The 15,899-nt window shown below is 66.9% G+C and carries 17 protein-coding genes; 9 read left to right on the top strand and 8 right to left on the bottom strand.

Features of this window, described 5'->3' with window-relative positions; translation table 11 throughout:
• Positions 1-134 precede the first annotated feature (134 nt).
• From hfq to FBZ89_RS17730, 5 genes are all read left to right on the top strand, one after another.
• Positions 135-383: an RNA chaperone Hfq gene (hfq, locus tag FBZ89_RS17750; RefSeq protein WP_040843434.1), complete on the top strand. Its 249-nt coding sequence runs from the start codon at positions 135-137 to the stop codon at positions 381-383.
• A gap of 127 nt (positions 384-510) precedes the next feature.
• Complete coding sequence (hflX, locus tag FBZ89_RS17745) at positions 511-1,875, top strand: GTPase HflX (protein WP_484213823.1); 1,365 nt, start codon at positions 511-513, stop codon at positions 1,873-1,875.
• A gap of 232 nt (positions 1,876-2,107) precedes the next feature.
• Positions 2,108-2,395, top strand: a complete 288-nt coding sequence (locus FBZ89_RS17740) for a co-chaperone GroES (protein ID WP_145616338.1) — start codon at positions 2,108-2,110, stop codon at positions 2,393-2,395.
• A 140-nt stretch (positions 2,396-2,535) separates the two neighbouring features.
• Complete coding sequence (gene groL / locus FBZ89_RS17735; RefSeq protein ID WP_145751214.1) at positions 2,536-4,194, top strand: chaperonin GroEL; 1,659 nt, start codon at positions 2,536-2,538, stop codon at positions 4,192-4,194.
• Between the two features lie 166 nt (positions 4,195-4,360).
• Entirely contained in the window at positions 4,361-5,212 is an 852-nt protein-coding gene (locus FBZ89_RS17730) for an inositol monophosphatase family protein (RefSeq protein ID WP_186457418.1), read from the top strand.
• A 151-nt stretch (positions 5,213-5,363) separates the two neighbouring features.
• On the opposite strand, the gene FBZ89_RS32070 is transcribed toward FBZ89_RS17730, so the two are convergent.
• Complete coding sequence (locus FBZ89_RS32070; protein WP_145751213.1) at positions 5,364-5,657, bottom strand: type II toxin-antitoxin system RelE/ParE family toxin; 294 nt, start codon at positions 5,655-5,657, stop codon at positions 5,364-5,366.
• Positions 5,654-5,905, bottom strand: coding sequence for a type II toxin-antitoxin system ParD family antitoxin (locus FBZ89_RS17720; RefSeq protein WP_145751212.1), 252 nt, complete (start codon positions 5,903-5,905; stop codon positions 5,654-5,656). Before FBZ89_RS17720 ends, FBZ89_RS32070 begins: the two co-directional genes overlap by 4 nt.
• A gap of 165 nt (positions 5,906-6,070) precedes the next feature.
• Here FBZ89_RS17720 and FBZ89_RS17715 point away from each other — a divergent pair, with 165 nt between their 5' ends.
• Complete coding sequence (locus tag FBZ89_RS17715; RefSeq protein ID WP_246172301.1) at positions 6,071-8,482, top strand: S9 family peptidase; 2,412 nt, start codon at positions 6,071-6,073, stop codon at positions 8,480-8,482.
• 139 nt (positions 8,483-8,621) lie between these two features.
• Here FBZ89_RS17715 and FBZ89_RS17710 read toward each other — a convergent pair whose 3' ends face one another.
• The 4 genes from FBZ89_RS17710 to FBZ89_RS17695 form a co-directional block, all read right to left on the bottom strand.
• Positions 8,622-9,422 (bottom strand): glycosyltransferase family 2 protein, encoded by an 801-nt coding sequence (locus FBZ89_RS17710; RefSeq protein ID WP_145751211.1) that lies wholly within the window; start codon positions 9,420-9,422, stop codon positions 8,622-8,624.
• Between the two features lie 148 nt (positions 9,423-9,570).
• Entirely contained in the window at positions 9,571-10,350 is a 780-nt protein-coding gene (locus tag FBZ89_RS17705; protein WP_145751210.1) for an SDR family NAD(P)-dependent oxidoreductase, read from the bottom strand.
• Between the two features lie 12 nt (positions 10,351-10,362).
• Entirely contained in the window at positions 10,363-11,199 is an 837-nt protein-coding gene (gene mazG / locus FBZ89_RS17700) for a nucleoside triphosphate pyrophosphohydrolase (protein ID WP_145751209.1), read from the bottom strand.
• Positions 11,200-11,293: 94 nt separating this feature from the next.
• Positions 11,294-12,133 carry an isopenicillin N synthase family dioxygenase gene (locus FBZ89_RS17695; RefSeq protein WP_145751208.1) on the bottom strand — a complete coding sequence of 280 codons (840 nt, stop codon included), beginning with the start codon at positions 12,131-12,133 and terminating at the stop codon, positions 11,294-11,296.
• A gap of 253 nt (positions 12,134-12,386) precedes the next feature.
• On the opposite strand from FBZ89_RS17695, the gene FBZ89_RS17690 reads away from it, so the two are divergent.
• Entirely contained in the window at positions 12,387-12,914 is a 528-nt protein-coding gene (locus tag FBZ89_RS17690; RefSeq protein WP_145751207.1) for a hypothetical protein, read from the top strand.
• Between the two features lie 3 nt (positions 12,915-12,917).
• On the opposite strand, the gene FBZ89_RS17685 is transcribed toward FBZ89_RS17690, so the two are convergent.
• Positions 12,918-13,265 carry a TfoX/Sxy family protein gene (locus FBZ89_RS17685; protein ID WP_145751206.1) on the bottom strand — a complete coding sequence of 116 codons (348 nt, stop codon included), beginning with the start codon at positions 13,263-13,265 and terminating at the stop codon, positions 12,918-12,920.
• Between the two features lie 99 nt (positions 13,266-13,364).
• On the opposite strand from FBZ89_RS17685, the gene FBZ89_RS17680 reads away from it, so the two are divergent.
• Both FBZ89_RS17680 and FBZ89_RS17675 read left to right on the top strand, forming a co-directional pair.
• Positions 13,365-13,802, top strand: coding sequence for an EamA family transporter (locus FBZ89_RS17680; RefSeq protein WP_145751205.1), 438 nt, complete (start codon positions 13,365-13,367; stop codon positions 13,800-13,802).
• Between the two features lie 242 nt (positions 13,803-14,044).
• Positions 14,045-15,310, top strand: a complete 1,266-nt coding sequence (locus FBZ89_RS17675) for a hypothetical protein (protein WP_145751204.1) — start codon at positions 14,045-14,047, stop codon at positions 15,308-15,310.
• On the opposite strand, the gene FBZ89_RS17670 is transcribed toward FBZ89_RS17675, so the two are convergent.
• Positions 15,307-15,888, bottom strand: coding sequence for a YdeI/OmpD-associated family protein (locus FBZ89_RS17670; protein ID WP_145751203.1), 582 nt, complete (start codon positions 15,886-15,888; stop codon positions 15,307-15,309). The two genes, FBZ89_RS17675 and FBZ89_RS17670, sit on opposite strands and share 4 nt — an antisense overlap.
• Positions 15,889-15,899 lie beyond the last annotated feature (11 nt).

The following is a 15,899-nucleotide window of genomic DNA, read 5'->3' as shown; positions in this document are numbered from 1 at the left end:
ACTTCCTGTGCTAGGATGGCGGACGCTCCGGGGTGTGCCCGGGGCCGCCGGCACTTTCACGCACGGCTCCATAACCGCCGGAAAGGCAACCCCGGGCGCTCCATAGAGGGCCCCAATAAAGAGCGAGGCATGCAATGTCCGAAAAGTCGCAAAACGTTCAGGACGTGTTTCTGAACCACGTGCGGAAGAACAAGACCCCTGTGACGGTCTTCCTCGTCAACGGCGTGAAGCTGCAAGGCATCATCACCTGGTTCGACAATTTCTCGGTGCTGTTGCGCCGCGACGCCCATTCGCAACTGGTCTACAAGCATGCGATTTCGACCGTGATGCCGGCCCACCCCATCCAGTTGTTCGAATCGGCCAAGGAAGGCGACCACGATTGATGAGCGTAAACAGTCGGCGGCCCCCCGTCATGGGGTGGCCCGGCCGGTTGACGGGAAGGACGGCGGCGCTGTGACGGATCGTCCGGCGGATGAGCCCGCCCTCCTTTCTCCCCTGAACGTAGAGGGGTTGCCGGAGGCAGCGCCAGCGGAGAAATCCGCCCGGCGCGCCCTGGTGATCCATCCCATCCTGCGCGAAGAACTCGACGACAAGCGTCCGCCGGAGTCGCGGCTGGAAGAGGCCGTTGGCCTGACCGCCGCGATCGAGTTGGACGTGGTGGCGGCGGAGTGCGTGCGCGTCACGCGGCCCAAGCCTGCCACCCTGCTGGGCGGCGGCTACTTGGAAGAGGCGGCCAAGCGTGTTGCAGAGCTGGGCATCGGCCTGGTCGTGGTCGATCATGCGCTGTCGCCTGTGCAACAGCGCAACCTGGAACGCGACCTCAAGACCAAGGTCATCGACCGCACCGGCCTGATTCTGGAGATTTTCGGGGCGCGTGCGCGTACCCGTGAAGGCCAGTTGCAGGTGGAACTGGCGGCGCTGACCTACCAGCGCTCGCGCCTGGTGCGGTCCTGGACGCATCTGGAACGCCAGCGCGGCGGCTTCGGCTTCCTGGGCGGCCCTGGCGAAAGCCAGCTGGAAATGGACCGCCGCCTCATCGGCGACCGCATCATCAAGCTGAAGGCGGAGCTGGAGGAGGTGCGGCGCACCCGCGGCCTGCACCGCAAGGCGCGCGAGCGCGTGCCTTATCCGGTGGTGGCGCTGGTCGGCTACACCAATGCCGGCAAGTCCACGCTGTTCAACCGCATGGCGCGGGCGGACGTGTTCGCCAAGGACCTGCTGTTCGCCACGCTGGACCCGACCATGCGGTCCATCGTCCTGCCGTCGGGCCGCAAGATCATCCTGTCGGATACGGTGGGCTTTATCTCCGACCTGCCGCACCATCTGGTTGAGGCGTTCCGTGCCACCCTGGAGGAGGTGCTGGCCGCCGACATCATCCTGCATGTGCGCGACGCCGCCCATCCGGACAGCGAGGCGCAGAAGCGGGACGTGGAGACGGTGCTGGCTGAACTGGGTATCGAGGCGGAGACCGATCCCCGGGTGGTCGAGGTCCTGAACAAGATCGACAAGCTGCCGCCTCTGGATCGCGAGACCCTGGTGCGCCAGAGCCGCCGGCCGGATGGCTTGGTGGCTGTGTCGGCCCTGACCGGCGACGGGCTGGAAAGCCTGTTCAACGTCCTGGACCGCCGCATGGTGGCGGGCCGCGACGTGGTCAAGGTTGGCGTGCCGGTCAGCGATGGTGCCGCCATCGCCTGGCTCTATACCAAGGGCGAGGTGACGGAGCGTGAGGACGACGACGACAACGCCCACCTGACGGTGGCGCTGGAGCCGGCGGACGTGGCCCGTTTCCGTGACCGCTTCCCTGGCTGTTCCGTGACCGAGACCCCACCGCTTGCCGAACGGGTTGCCCCGGACAGGCAGGTCCAGGCGTCCTAACCCCCCACCATTCGTACCGCGCCCGCGCATCCGCGCTTCCGGCCGCCGCAGCGGCTGGGCCATAGCCGGCTGTGTTAAGTCAGAACGACAGCCGGCTATGGCTCTGTCTGTCTGCGAGCAGATTCAGGTGCCAAGGCGGTTCCGCCTTCGCACGATCTGCTCTAAGGTGCCGGCCACCCGACGCCGGTCCGCTTCAAGAGAAGGGGGCGGCGCCCATTCCTGGAGGTTCCAAATGAGTTTCAGGCCCCTGCACGACCGTGTGGTGATCCGGCCCATCGAGCAGGATCAGAAGACCGCTGGCGGCATCATCATCCCCGACACCGTCAAGGAAAAGCCCCAGCAGGGTGAAGTCTTGGCCGTGGGCAGCGGCGCCCGCAACGAGAAGGGCGAGATCGTCGCCCTGAGCGTGAAGGCCGGCGACAAGGTGCTGTACGGCAAGTGGTCCGGCACCGAGGCCAAGATCGACGGCAAGGACGTGCTGATCATGCGCGAGTCCGACCTGCTCGGCGTCCTGGAATAAAGCCAAGGCTCAAGCGCAACTTCAGCTCTTATAGGACGCGACCGCGTCCGCCGGAGCGAGCACCGCAGGGCGCAGCGAGGAAGCCAAGCCGGCGGATGCCGGCGCCCGGCGCCTGAGGGAAAACGAAAAAGGAATTTAAAATGGCTGCCAAGGACGTGAAGTTCAACACGGATGCCCGTGACCGCATGCTGCGCGGCGTGGACATCCTGGCCGACGCCGTGAAGGTGACCCTGGGCCCCAAGGGCCGCAACGTGGTCCTGGACAAGAGCTATGGCGCCCCGCGCATCACCAAGGACGGCGTCAGCGTCGCCAAGGAGATCGAGCTGGCCGACAAGTTCGAGAACATGGGCGCCCAGATGGTGCGCGAAGTGGCCTCGAAGACCAACGACGTCGCCGGTGACGGCACCACCACCGCCACCGTGCTGGCCCAGGCCATCGTGCGCGAGGGCGTGAAGGCCGTGGCCGCCGGCATGAACCCGATGGACGTGAAGCGCGGCATCGACCTGGCCGTGACCGCCATCGTCGACGACCTGAAGGGCCAGTCGCGCAAGGTCTCCACCTCCGGTGAGATCGCCCAGGTCGGCACCATCTCCGCCAACGGCGAGGCCGAGATCGGCGAGATGATCGCCAAGGCCATGGACAAGGTGGGCAACGAGGGCGTCATCACGGTGGAAGAGGCCAAGAGCTTCGACACCGAGCTGGAAGTCGTCGAGGGCATGCAGTTCGACCGCGGCTATCTGTCGCCGTACTTCGTCACCAACGCAGAGAAGATGACGGCCGAGCTGGAAAGCCCCTACATCCTGCTGCATGAGAAGAAGCTGGGCAGCCTGCAGCCCCTGCTGCCGGTCCTGGAGGCCGTCGTGCAGAGCAGCCGCCCGCTGCTGATCGTGTCGGAAGACGTGGAAGGCGAGGCGCTGGCCACCCTGGTGGTGAACAAGCTGCGCGGCGGCCTGAAGATCGCCGCCGTGAAGGCCCCGGGTTTCGGCGACCGCCGCAAGGCGATGCTGGAGGACATGGCCATCCTGACCGGCGGCCAGGTCATCTCCGAAGATCTGGGCATCAAGCTTGAGAACGTGTCGCTGGACATGCTGGGCACCGCCAAGAAGGTGGTGATCACCAAGGACGCGACCACGATCGTGGACGGTGTCGGCGCCAAGGCCGACATCGAGGCGCGCATCGGCCAGATCAAGGCGCAGATCGAGGAGACCACCTCGGACTACGACCGTGAGAAGCTGCAGGAGCGTCTGGCGAAGCTGGCGGGCGGCGTTGCCGTCATCCGCGTCGGCGGCGCCACCGAGGTCGAGGTGAAGGAGCGCAAGGACCGCGTTGACGACGCCATGCACGCCACCCGCGCCGCGGTGGAAGAGGGCGTGGTGGCCGGCGGCGGCACCGCCCTGCTGCGCGCCACCCGGTCACTGGCCAATGTGAAGCCGGTGAACGACGACCAGCGCGTGGGCGTGGACATCATCCGCAAGGCCCTGCAGTCGCCCGTCCGTCAGATCGCCTTCAACGCCGGCACCGACGGTTCCATCGTTGTCGGCAAGCTGCTGGACAACAATGACGCGGCCTTCGGCTACAACGCCCAGACCGGTGAATTCGGTGACATGTTCGCCTTCGGCGTCATCGATCCGACGAAGGTCGTGCGCACCGCCCTGCAGCATGCCGCCTCCGTGTCCGGCCTGCTGATCACCACCGAGGCGATGGTCGCCGAGAAGCCCGAGCCCAAGTCGGCCCTGCCGGAAGGCGGCATGGGTGGCGGGATGGGTGGCATGGGCGGCATGGGTGGCATGGGCTTCTAAGCCCTTGCATCATCCTGCGGCCCGGCTTCCCGGCCTGGTTTGAAGAAAGGGATCGTCAGCTGGTTCATCCAGGGGGCGGTCCCTTTTCTTTTTGGGGCTTTATGGTTTGGCCTATCGATTCTATTCCTAGGGGGCACGACCGCCGCCGCCAACCATAGATGTCCCCATGACCGCGCCCCTGCCTGCGACCGACATCCCCGCCATTGATGTGGCCGTTGTCGACGCCCTTATTCGTTCCGTAGCCGAAACGGAAATATTGCCTCGCTTCCAGCACCTGGACGGCGGCGATATCCGCGAGAAGGGACCGGGCGACCTGGTGACCGTGGCGGACGAGGCCTCGGAACGGGCGCTGACCGCCCGGCTGACGGCGCTTTTGCCCGGCAGCACCGTCGTGGGGGAAGAGGCCGTTTCGGCTGACCCCGCCGTGCTGGATCGCCTGCTGGGGGCGGATCCCGTCTGGATCGTGGACCCCATCGACGGCACCGCCAATTTCGTGGCCGGCAAGCCGCGCTTCGGCGTCATCGTCGCCTTGGCCGCCCATGGCCGCACCGTGGCCGGTTGGATTCACGATCCGGTGGGCCGGCGCACCGTGCGCGGCCGGCAGGGCCAGGGCGCCTGGCTGGTGGGGGCCGACGCCGCCGAGGCCGGCACCCGCTGCGTCGCCCTGCCGCCGGTGGCGGTGGAACAGATGCGCGGCATCGCAAACATCCGTTTCTTCGACAGCGACATGCGTCGCCAGCTGACCCAGCGGCGGGAACGCGTGGCGGAAGCCTACACCCAGCGCTGCTCCGCACACGACTACCTGGACCTGCTGACCGGCCAGGCGCACTTCAGCCTGAACAACATGATCAAGCCCTGGGACCACGCGGCGGGCGCGTTCCTGTATGCCGAGGCCGGCGGCCATGCCGCCAAGCTGGACGCCAGCCCGTACAATCCCACCGACCGCACCGGCGGCCTGCTGATGGCCCCGGATGCCGACAGCTGGCGCGCGTTGTATTCGGTGCTGTTCGACGCGTGACAGGAGGGCTGGACGGTTCCGGCCCGGAAACGCGCCGCCGCTTCCTGCGGCCCACCCTGACCGTGACCGCGCTGGCCTTCGCCGTCGATGAGCCCCGGGAATTGATCGGCGCTATGCGGGAACGGTTACCGGGCGACAACGCCGGCCGTCCCTATAGATGACGCTTAACGTCCATCCGTTCATGCAGGACACGGACAACTTCGATGCCAGCGGCTGTCGTTCTATAAAACAGAAGATGGGAGCCGGCCGGGTATTTGTAATAGCCGGGCCTGACCTCATCGCAAGACCTGCCTAAGTCCGGCTGGGCCGCAAGCATCCTGAGGTGATGCCAAAGCTGTCGCAGATATGTTTCGGCTTGGCCAACACCCCATCGTGACTCCGTATAGTCCCAGATGGCTTCCAGATCCCTGACGGCGGCGGGCCTGAGCCGATAGCGGTCTGTCATCGGTCCGACGGCCGGGCGGTCCGCTTGCGTGCGATGAAATCCTCAAAGTCGAAGTCCGTTACCGGACCGCTCTCTTCACCATCGACCAATGCCGAGCGTAGGGCGGCCAGCTTGGTTTCGTGTTCTTCAAGGAGGCGGAGACCGGCGCGCACTACATCGTTGGCCGTATCGTAACGGCCTTCGTTGATCTGTTCCTCAACGAACTTGGTGTAATGGGGATCGAGGCTGACGGATGTGCGCTTGCTCATGATGGACCTCTCATACGTCGGTACCAGTGTACCGATTCTAAGTGCATCTTGGTTGGTGAAATAGAACGTGACGGCCTGACGATGGCAGGTCCGCGTTCAGAAATCCCTTGAATAGGATATTGTATAAACTCTTAAATGGCATCTCCTATCATGGGGGAGCCGTTCATGCGCCGTCGTTCGTTCATCGCCGCCCTGCCTGCCGCCGCCGCCGCGGCCCATGCCCTGGGCGCCCGCGCGGCGGTGGAGACGGCCGCACCCGTTCCCGTGGGGGGAGGGCCGGCGCCCGCCGCCGGGCCGGTGCCGACGGAGGCGGATTACGAGCGCGCGCTGTCCCTGCGCGACCGCTGGATGGGCCTGACGGAGAATGTGGCCTGGCCCGCCCGCTGGGTGGGCAAGAGCGGGCGCCTGCTGTACCGCAAGACCGTGCCGGGCGGCTTCCAGTTCACCACGGTCGATGCCGCCACCCTGCGGAAGGAGCCCGCCTTCGACCATGACCGGCTGGCGGCGGAGTTCAGCAAGGTCGCGGGGCAAAGCTTCACCGGCCTGCATCTGCCGTTCGAGCGGGCGCGTTTCAGCGAGGACGGCCAGACCCTGACCTTCGAGTGGGAGGAGGCGGACTGGTCCTGCCGGCTGTCTGACTATGCCTGCAAGCGGGAGCCGGAGGAGGGCGGCCGCCGGCCCCGGGGTTTCGGCGTGGTGCGCGACCTGGCCCAACCGGGCGACACCGGCCCCAAGGCCTCCCCCGATGGACGGTGGGAGGCGCTGATCCTGAACCAGAACTTGGCGCTGCGCGAGGTCGCCACCGGTACCGTGACGCCGCTCAGCACCGACGGCAGCGAGGGCGACTTCTATGATGGCGAGACCATCGCCTGGTCGCCGGATTCGCGGAAGCTGATCCTCTACCGGGTGCGGCCCGGTTATCGGCGGGACGTGCACAAGGTGGAATCCTCGCCCAAGGACCAGATCGAACCCAAGCTGCACACCCAGCTCTACCCCAAGCCGGGTGACGCCGTGGACCAGGAGCAGCCGGTGCTGTTCCATGTGCCTGGCACCGGCGCGCCCGGACGGAAGCTGGACATCGACGCGGCCCTGTTCCCCAACCCCTACCTGATGACGGATTTCGAGTGGCGGGCCGACAGCGCCACCGTGGTGTTCGAGTACACCCGCCGTGGCCACCAGATGGTGCGGGTGATCGAGATCGACGCCGCCACCGGCACCCCGCGCGCCGTGGTGACGGAGACGGCCGCCACCTTCGTGAACAACGAACGCCGCTTCCGCCATGACGTGAAGAAGGGCGGCGCGGAAGTCATCTGGCTGTCGGAACGGGATGGCTGGAGCCACCTCTATCTCATCGACGGCCGCACCGGGAAGGTGAAGAGCCAGATCACCAAGGGCGACTGGGTGGTGCGCCACGTGGCCAAGGTGGATGATGAGCGCCGCCAGATCTATTTCGCCGCCAGCGGCATGCGTGCGGGGGAGGACCCGTACTTCCAGCACTACTACCGCGTGGATTTCGACGGCCGGAACCTGGTGCCGCTAACCACCGCCGATGCCTACCACGATGTCAGCCTGTCCGACGACCTGGCCTACTACGTCGATACCTATTCCCGCATCGACATGGCCCCGGTCATGGAACTGCGCCGCACCGCCGACCGGTCCCTGGTGGCGGAGATCGAGCGGGGCGACATCACCCGCCTGCTGGCCGCCGGCTTTCGCCCGCCGGAGGTGTTCAAGGCCAAGGGCCGCGACGGCAAGGCGGACATCTGGGGCGTCATCGTTCGTCCCCTGGGCTTCGACCCCGGCCGCCGCTATCCGGTCATCGAGAACATCTACGCCGGGCCGCACGACAGTTTCGTGCCCAAGACCTTCTGGCCCTTCGGCTTCCATTCCGGCGGCGACAAGGTCATCGGCATGCAGGCCCAGGCGGAGATGGGCTTCATCGTCGCCCAGATCGACGGCATGGGCACCATGAACCGGTCCAAGGCCTTCCACGACGTGTGCTGGAAGAACCTGAAGGACTCCGGCTTCCCCGACCGCATCCAGTGGTGGCAGGCCGCCGCCGCGCAGTATCCGCAGCTGGACATTACCCGCGTGGGCATCTACGGCGGTTCCGCCGGCGGGCAGAGTTCGCTGGCCGCCCTGCTGTTCTTCGGCGACTTCTACAAGGCCGCGTTCTGCTACGCCGGCTGCCATGACAATCGCATGGACAAGATCAGCTGGAATGAGCAGTGGATGGGCTGGCCGGTGGATGAGAGCTACGCCCGGTCATCCAACGTCGACAACGCCCACCGGCTGACGGGCCAGGTGGCCCTGGTGGTGGGCGAGTTGGACGACAATGTCGACCCGTCGTCCACGATGCAGGTGGTGAATGCCCTCATCAAGGCGGACAAGACCTTCGATTTGCTGGTGGTGCCGGGCGAGGGGCATTCCGCCGGCCGCTCCACCGGCCCCATCCGCTATGCCCTTCGCAAGCAGTACGGCTTTTTCCTCAAGACGCTGGGCGGCGCCGACGCGCCCGACTGGAACGCCAGCACCAGCACGGCAGCGGTCGTACCGCCAGCTAGCGGTAACGGATAAAGCTGGGCTGGCGGTCCAGCGGGTGTATGGCCGGATGGCGCCGCAGATCCGGCGGTTTTCGGTCCAGCAGCGCCCCATGTCCCGTCCACAGTCAGAACAGGGTGCGGCTCTCCAGCGCGCCCAGGTCGTGCGGCACCGGTCAGACCATCTCGGGCGTGACGGTGATGTTGAAGCTGTTCAGCAAGGCGGCGCGCCGCTGTCCCAGGTCGGTGTCGGGGGCCTTGTGGCGGCGGTAGACGTAGAGGTAGTCGAACACGGCGTTGTAGTCGTGGGACTGCTGGCTGACGCCGCGCCGCTCCGACTCCGCGGCGCTGTCCTTGAAGATGCGGGCGCCGATGACCGGCACGTGCTGAGCCTTCTGCCGGGCATAGACCGCCAGCATGAATTCCCAATCCTCGTACGCCCGCATGTGCACGTCGAACTTCAGCCCGGCCAGCAGGGCGCGGGGGAAGGCGAAGCAGCAGATGGGGATCTGGTTCTTCAGGTAAATCTCATCGGTCAGGCGGCCGGCCATATCAACGCCCCCCTCCGACAGGATGGCGGCATCCGCGCCCCGGCGCTCATTCACGATGGCGCAGTTGAAATAGACCGGTAGGCCCTGGCGCACCGCCGGCTGGTCCTTCAGGGCGGCCAGGAAGCCTTCGTACCAGGCGTCGTCCTCATCCAGGAAGAGGATGTAACGGCCTTTGGCCAGGCTCAGGCCCATGTTGCGGCTGGCCGACGGGCCGGACGGACCGTTGCGGCGCACGTACATGTCGGCGGGGGTCAGCAGCTCGGCGCAGACGGCGTCGGTGTCGCCGTCGATGGCGTCGGAAACCACCAGGATCTCCACCCCGCCCACGCCTTCGCGCTGGGCATTGATGGACGCCAGCGTCCGGCGCAGCAGCGGCGCCCGCTTGTGCGTGGGCACGATGACGGAAAAGAACGGCAACTCGGCCATCAGGCCCCCCAGCCCCGAAAAAATATGCCCCGAAAAGACATACCTTAAAAGAAATCGGCCCGCGCTTGGGACCCTGACACCAGTCTCTCAGACTGGGGAAAGGATGCCAAGGCGGGCCTGATTTGCTGTCGGCTGGACGCCGACCGTTTCAGTTCTTCTTGAACCGGTGAACAGCCAGGCCGGCCGGGGCCTGGACCGTGGGCATGATTTCCACGCGGTTGACGTTGAAATGCGGGGGCAGGGTGGCGGCCCAGGTGACCGACTCCGCCACATCCTCCGCCGTCAGCGGCGTGGTGTCGGCATAGACCTTGGCCGCCTTCTCGGCGTCGCCCTTGAAGCGCACCAGGCTGAAGCTGGTTTCCACCATGCCCGGCTCCACCGAGGTGACGCGCACGCCGGTGCCCAGCAGGTCGGCCCGCAGGCAGAGGCTGAACTGGGTGACGAAGGCCTTGGAGGCGCAATAGACATGGCCGCCGGGGTAGGGGTAGCTGCCGGCGGTGGAACTGAGGTTGATGATGTGGCCGCGTCCCCGCTCCACCATGCCCGGCAGGATCAGGCCGGTCATGATCGCCAACGCCTTGTCGTTGGTGTCGACCATGATCTCCCAGTCGTCCAGGTTGGCCTTCTGCGCGGGCTCCATGCCCAGGGCCAGGCCGGCGTTGTTGATCAGCAGGTCGATTTCGGCGAAGTCCGCCGGGATGCTGGCCACCGCCGCCTCCATGGCGTTGCGGTCGCGCACGTCGAAGGCCAGCGTGTGGGTGGGCACGTCCAGGCTGTCGGCCAGCGCCGTCAACTTCTCCGTATTGCGGCCGGTCAGGACAAGGCGGCTGCCCAAGGCCGCGAAGCGGCGGGCGAAGGCGGTGCCGAAGTCACCGGTGGCGCCGGAGATCAGGACGATGGCGGGGATGTGGGGCGGGGCGTAACTCATCAGACTGCCTCCTTATTTGCTTTGGCGTTCCAGGCCCTTGGCCTTCTGCCACAGGGCTTCCATCTCTTCCAAGGTCGCGTCCGCCGGTCCGCGTCCGCCTTCGGCCAGCCAGGCCTCGATCTGGCGGAAGCGCCGCTCGAACTTGGCGTTGGTGCCGCGCAGCGCGGTTTCGGGGTCGATGTCGATGTGGCGCGCCAGGTTGGCCAGCGCGAACACCAGGTCGCCCAGCTCATCCTGCATGCGGGCTTTCTCCGGCACCGCGTGCTCCATCTCCGCCCGCAGCTCGCCGATCTCTTCCTCGATCTTGTCCAGGATCTCTTTGGCCTGGGTCCAGTCGAAGCCCACGCGGGCGGCGCGCTTCTGCAGCTTCACCGCGCGGGTCAGGGCCGGCAGGCCGCCGATGACGCCATCAAGGGCGGAGGCCTTGGCGCCGCTGGCGGCGGCCTTGGCCGCGCGCTCCCCCGCCTTCTGGGCTTCCCAATTCTTCACCTGGTCGGTGGCGTCGGCCACGGCGCCGACCTGCTCACCGAACACATGCGGGTGGCGGCGCACCATCTTGTCGCTCAGCGCCGTGGTGATGTCGTTGAAGTTCCACAGCCCCCGCTCGCTGGCCATCTGGGCGTAGAACACCACCTGGAACAGCAGGTCGCCCAGTTCCTCCTTCAACGCCGCCATGTCGCCCTGCTCGATGGCGTCGGCCACCTCATACGCCTCCTCGATGGTGTGCGGGGCGATGGTGGGGAAGTCCTGTTCCAGATCCCAGGGGCAGCCGCCGTCGGGGTCCCGCAGCCTGGCCATGATGGCCAGCAGGCGGTCGATGGGGGCGGTCGCGGACGGGCGGTCGGTCATGGGCTGGTCCCGGAAAGGCGAAAGGGGAGCCGGATGGCCCCCCTTCCTACACCGAACCATGCGCCCGAGGCCACCGGCCCGGCGGCATGCGGCATCACTTCTTGAGGCCGATCTCACGCAGCCGCTGGTCCAGGTACTCACCCGCCGTGTAGGCGTCGCTGAGGCGCACGTCCGGCCGGGGGTGCAGGAACATGGGCATGGAATAGCGCGAGACGTTGTGCTCCGGCGGCGGGTTCACCACGCGGTGGGTGGTCGCCGGGAAGTAGCCGCCCGACGCCTCCTTCAGCATGTCGCCGCCGTTGACGGCGATCATGCCGGCGTCGCAGGGCACGTCGTGCCAGTTGCCGGCGATATCCTTGGCCTGCAGGCCGGGCTCGCTGCCCGTGACCAGCAGGGTGATGAGATTGATGTCCTCATGCGCCGCGGCGCGCACGGCACCCGGCTCGAAGCCATCCGCCAGGGGCGGGTAGTGCAGCACGCGGAACAGGCTCTGGGTGCTGCCCGCCATCATGTCCGGCAGGGCGACGGAGAACTTGGCCTTCACCGCGTCCGGCGTATGCTGCTGCAGCCATCCCAACAGGTCGGCGCCCAGTTGGGTCAGGGCCGCGTACATGGCCTCGGTCGCCTCCTTCACGCCCGCCGGCAGGGGCCGGTTGGGATAGACGTGATAGAATTCCTTCAGGTCCTTGATGGGGCTGCCCTTGGCGTTTTCCGACCGGAAGGGGAAATAGCCGTCCTGCGTCTCGGGCGAGAACAGGTGGTCCATCTTGGACTCCGACGCGAAGAACGCCGCCCATTCCCTGTACAGGCGGTCGATCAGCGCCGGATCGATGGGGTGGTTGCGCAGCACGGCGAAGCCGGTCTCGTGCATGGAACGCACGAACTCGGCCGGGGCCGTGGACTCGGTGCAGTCAACACTGGCGATATCGAACATGGGTGTTCCCTGATGGCGCCCGTCCGCCCCGCTTTTGCGGGAGAGGGGTGGCACGCGGACGCCGTTACATCCGCCCCCGGGCCGCGGGCCAGGGACTGTTTTAAGGATCAAGGCCGGCCGCGGGCAGCCATGTCGAATTTCGGCGACTATCAGCAGGCGGGCGGCCCGCCGTCAACCACGCAGATGTTGGAGAGTGTTTCCGTTTTTTGCAGGGGTATGGTGAAGTTGCGGCGCCCTGTCCGGAGGTCCCCCCATGCGTCTGTTCCTGGCCGCCGCCCTGATGCTGGCCTGCACCACCGCCCGGGCGCAGCAAAACCCGCCCACCTTGGCGCCCGCCCTGGCGCCGTTGGGCTTCCTGCTTGGGGATTGGAGCGGCGGGGGCAACACGGCGGACGGCGGCACGGCGCGCGGCACCTCCACCATCCAGGCCGTGGCCGGCGGCGGCGGGCTGCTGCGCCGGGACCACACGGACCTGATGGGCAAGGACGGCAGGCCGGTACCGGGCGCCGGCTTCGACCAGATCATGCTGATCTATCCGCAGGACGGCACTATGCATGCCAATTATCTGGATGGCCAGCACACCATCCACTACACCGGCGCCCAGGTGACGGCCGGGGAAAGCGTGACCTTCCTGGCCGATGCCACGCCCGCGACGCCGGGCTTCCGCCTGGGCTACACCAAGGTGGACGCCGGCACCCTGCACGTGAAGTTCGAGATGCTGCCCCCCGGCGCCCCCGGTTACATGATTGTGGCCGAGGGCGACGTGAAGCGGCGCAAATAGGCCTCAGTCCTTCTTCTTCCGGGCCGGTGCCTTGGCCGCCTGCGCCGCCGCCTTGTGCACCCAGTCGCGCAAGGCGGAAGCATCATCCAGCAGGCCGTCCGGCACCAGGACGTAGGTCTTGCTGACCGGCTGGTCCGGCCCATACTGCAGCGGCTTGGCGCCCGGCAGGGCCAGCAGCGCCGCCTGGTCCGCCCCCGCCAGCTTCAGCGCCAGCCCGACGTCGGAGAGCGAGGCGACGGGCTTGCCCCCGGCATAGGCCAGGATGCCGCCGAACATGGGCTTGTAGGTCAGTTCCAGATCCGGCACCGCCGCCGCCATGATGGTCTGTAGTTTCTTGGGATCGTGAGCCATAAGGGTCCCTGTCGTTAGGCTGGTAACGGGGAATTTAGCATTCCCGGCGTGACAGGTGCTGGCAGGATGGTGACCCCACCCCGGCGAAGGTCTCCTGTCATGAACTCCCCCCAACTGACCTGGCAATTCTGGGCCGTGCTGTCGGCCTTGTTCGCGGCGCTGACCGCCATCCTGGCCAAGGTGGGGGTGGAGGGGGTGAATTCCGACTTCGCCACCCTGGTCCGCACGGCGGTGATCCTGCTGGTAATCGCCGCCTTGCTGCCCATCACCGGGCAGTGGCAGCCGCCGGGCAGCGTGTCGGCCCGCAGCTATCTGTTCCTAGTGCTGTCCGGCTTGGGCACCGGCGCATCCTGGCTCTGTTATTTCCGGGCGCTGAAGCTGGGGGAGGCGGCGCGGGTCGCCCCCATCGACAAGATGAGCGTGGTGCTGGTCGCCCTGTTCGGCGTGCTGTTCCTGGGCGAAAAGCTCAGCCCACCCAATTGGTTGGGGGTGGCCTTCATCGCTTTGGGCGCGGTGTTGGTGGCCTGGCGGGGGTGAGGGCGGCAAGGGTTTCTTAATGGCTTCCGTACCCGGCACTGAGGAACGGAACTCAAGCGCCTCTCGCACGACGCCTCCCGCACCGACCTGAGGGCCCGCATGGATGGATGCGGGACGGGGGGCCTGACGCTCTCCCCGCCGTCGCAGGGGCGCGGGGATGGGCTTCGGCGACAAGCCTTTCTTAACCACCCGACCGGCAATGTGAAGCCCTAGGGACGGGGAGTTTTTCGGGATTGTCGGGCATGGACGGGTTGGCACAGCGGGAAGAGACGGGCGGGCACTTTACCGAGGCGGCCCCCAAGTTGCGCGCCATTTTCCAGGCTCAGACCCAGGCTGCCGCCGGCAGCCTGCACATGGTGGGGCTGGACAGCCTGCGCAGCCGCCTGGGCGCGCGTTGGCCGCGTGTGGCGGACCGGGTGCATATGCTGGCGGAACGCCTGTTGCGGCAGATGCTGAACCCCCGGGATGCCTGGTTCCGCCATGGCGAGGAGGGCTATATCGTCGTCTTCCATCAGCTGGGCCGGACGGAGGCGGGCTTGGTCTGCGCCAAGCTGGTGGAACAGTTGCAGCGCCTGTTGCTGGGCGATGTCGACACCGCCGCCGTGCGCATCCATTCCGCCGTGCATGAGATGGACGGGGAGTTGCTGTTCCAGAGCAGCAGCCTGCATGAAATGCTGTCGGGCGCCGCCTCGCTGGCGGGGGCGGCGGTCGCGGCGGAGACCGGCGCCGACAAGGCCAGTCCCTGGTGGGCCCATGCTGCCCCGCAGGAAGAACCGGTGCAGGTCGTCTACCGTCCCATCTGGGATGTGCGCAAGGAGGTGCTGTCCATTTATCTCGCCCGGGCCATGCGGCCCCGGCGGGGGCGCCTGCCGCTCTGGGGCTACGACTGTGCCGCCGACCCGCAGGACATGCAGCAGATCCTGGGCCTGGACCTGGACGTGCTGCGCCAGACCATGGAGGTCTACGGCGAACTGTACCGCAACCAGTTCCGCTGTTTCCTGTCCGTGCCGGTGCATTTCGAGACGCTGGCCGGCATCGCACGGCGGCGCGAATATCTGGCGGCCTTGCAGGCCATTCCGAAGGAACTGGCGGCATTCCTGGCCTTCCATGTCGTGGGCTTCCCCCAGGGGGTGCCGGTCAGCCGGGCGACCGAGATGGTGGCGTTCCTGAAGCAGTTCAGCCGGGTGGTCATCGCCGTGGTGGAAAGCGGCTGTCAGGATCTGCCGGCTCTGGCGGCGGCCGGCATCTACATCGTCACCATGCTGCTGCCGCCCGGCGCCTCACCCAAGCGCTGGGGACCGGAGCTGTCACGCTTCTCCCACGAGGCGTTGCGTCTGCGCGTGCACGCGGGCGTGGAAGGCGTGGACACCAGCCTGATGGCCTCTTACGCCGACGGTGCCGGCTTCCACTACATGGCCGGCGACTTCATCGGCCCCTGGTCGGAGGTGCCGGAAAACGCGCTGCGCTTCACCCACGCCGACCTGCGCGCCCGCATCGTCGCCGACTAATCGTCCAGCCCCTTGCCGGCCAGGATCAGGGGCGCGCATTTCTCGATGCGCGCCGCCCGGGTCTTGGATTGCTTGGCGGATGAGAAGTGCAGCAGGTAGCCGCGCTGGCGGCCTGGCGTCAGCGCGGCGAACGCCGCCTTAAGGGCGGGATCCCCGTCCAGGCGCTCCTGGAACTCCTCGGGCACGGCGAATTCCCGGGTCGGCCTGAAATCCACCTTCAGGCCGTCCTTTTCCACGGTGATGGCTTCCAGGATGTAGGTTTTCAGCGTTGGCGCCAACTGGGCGATCTCACCGCTGTTGGTGAATCGGATCTGGCGGCCGGCCTGCACATTCTCCGTCTGCTGGATCAGGATGCCGTTGGGGTCCTTCATGAGCGCGCCCTTGAAGAACAGCAGGGCGCAGTAGTCCTTGAAGCCGTGGATCAGGACGATGTTGGCGCCGTCGGAGGTGTAGCAGGGGTTGCCCCACTTGAAGTCCTCCTCCAGCGGGCAATCCAGCGCGATCGCCCGCAGCCTGGCGAATTCCTCGGCCCACTTACCGGCCTTTTCCATATAGGCGTCGACCTTGGGATGGGGCATGGCGGTCTTCC

Source organism: Nitrospirillum amazonense, assembly GCF_007828045.1.
Classification (GTDB): Bacteria; Pseudomonadota; Alphaproteobacteria; order Azospirillales; family Azospirillaceae; genus Nitrospirillum; species Nitrospirillum amazonense_C.
Note: the sequence above shows the minus strand (reverse complement) of the source record. Positions and strands in the feature narration are given on the sequence as shown.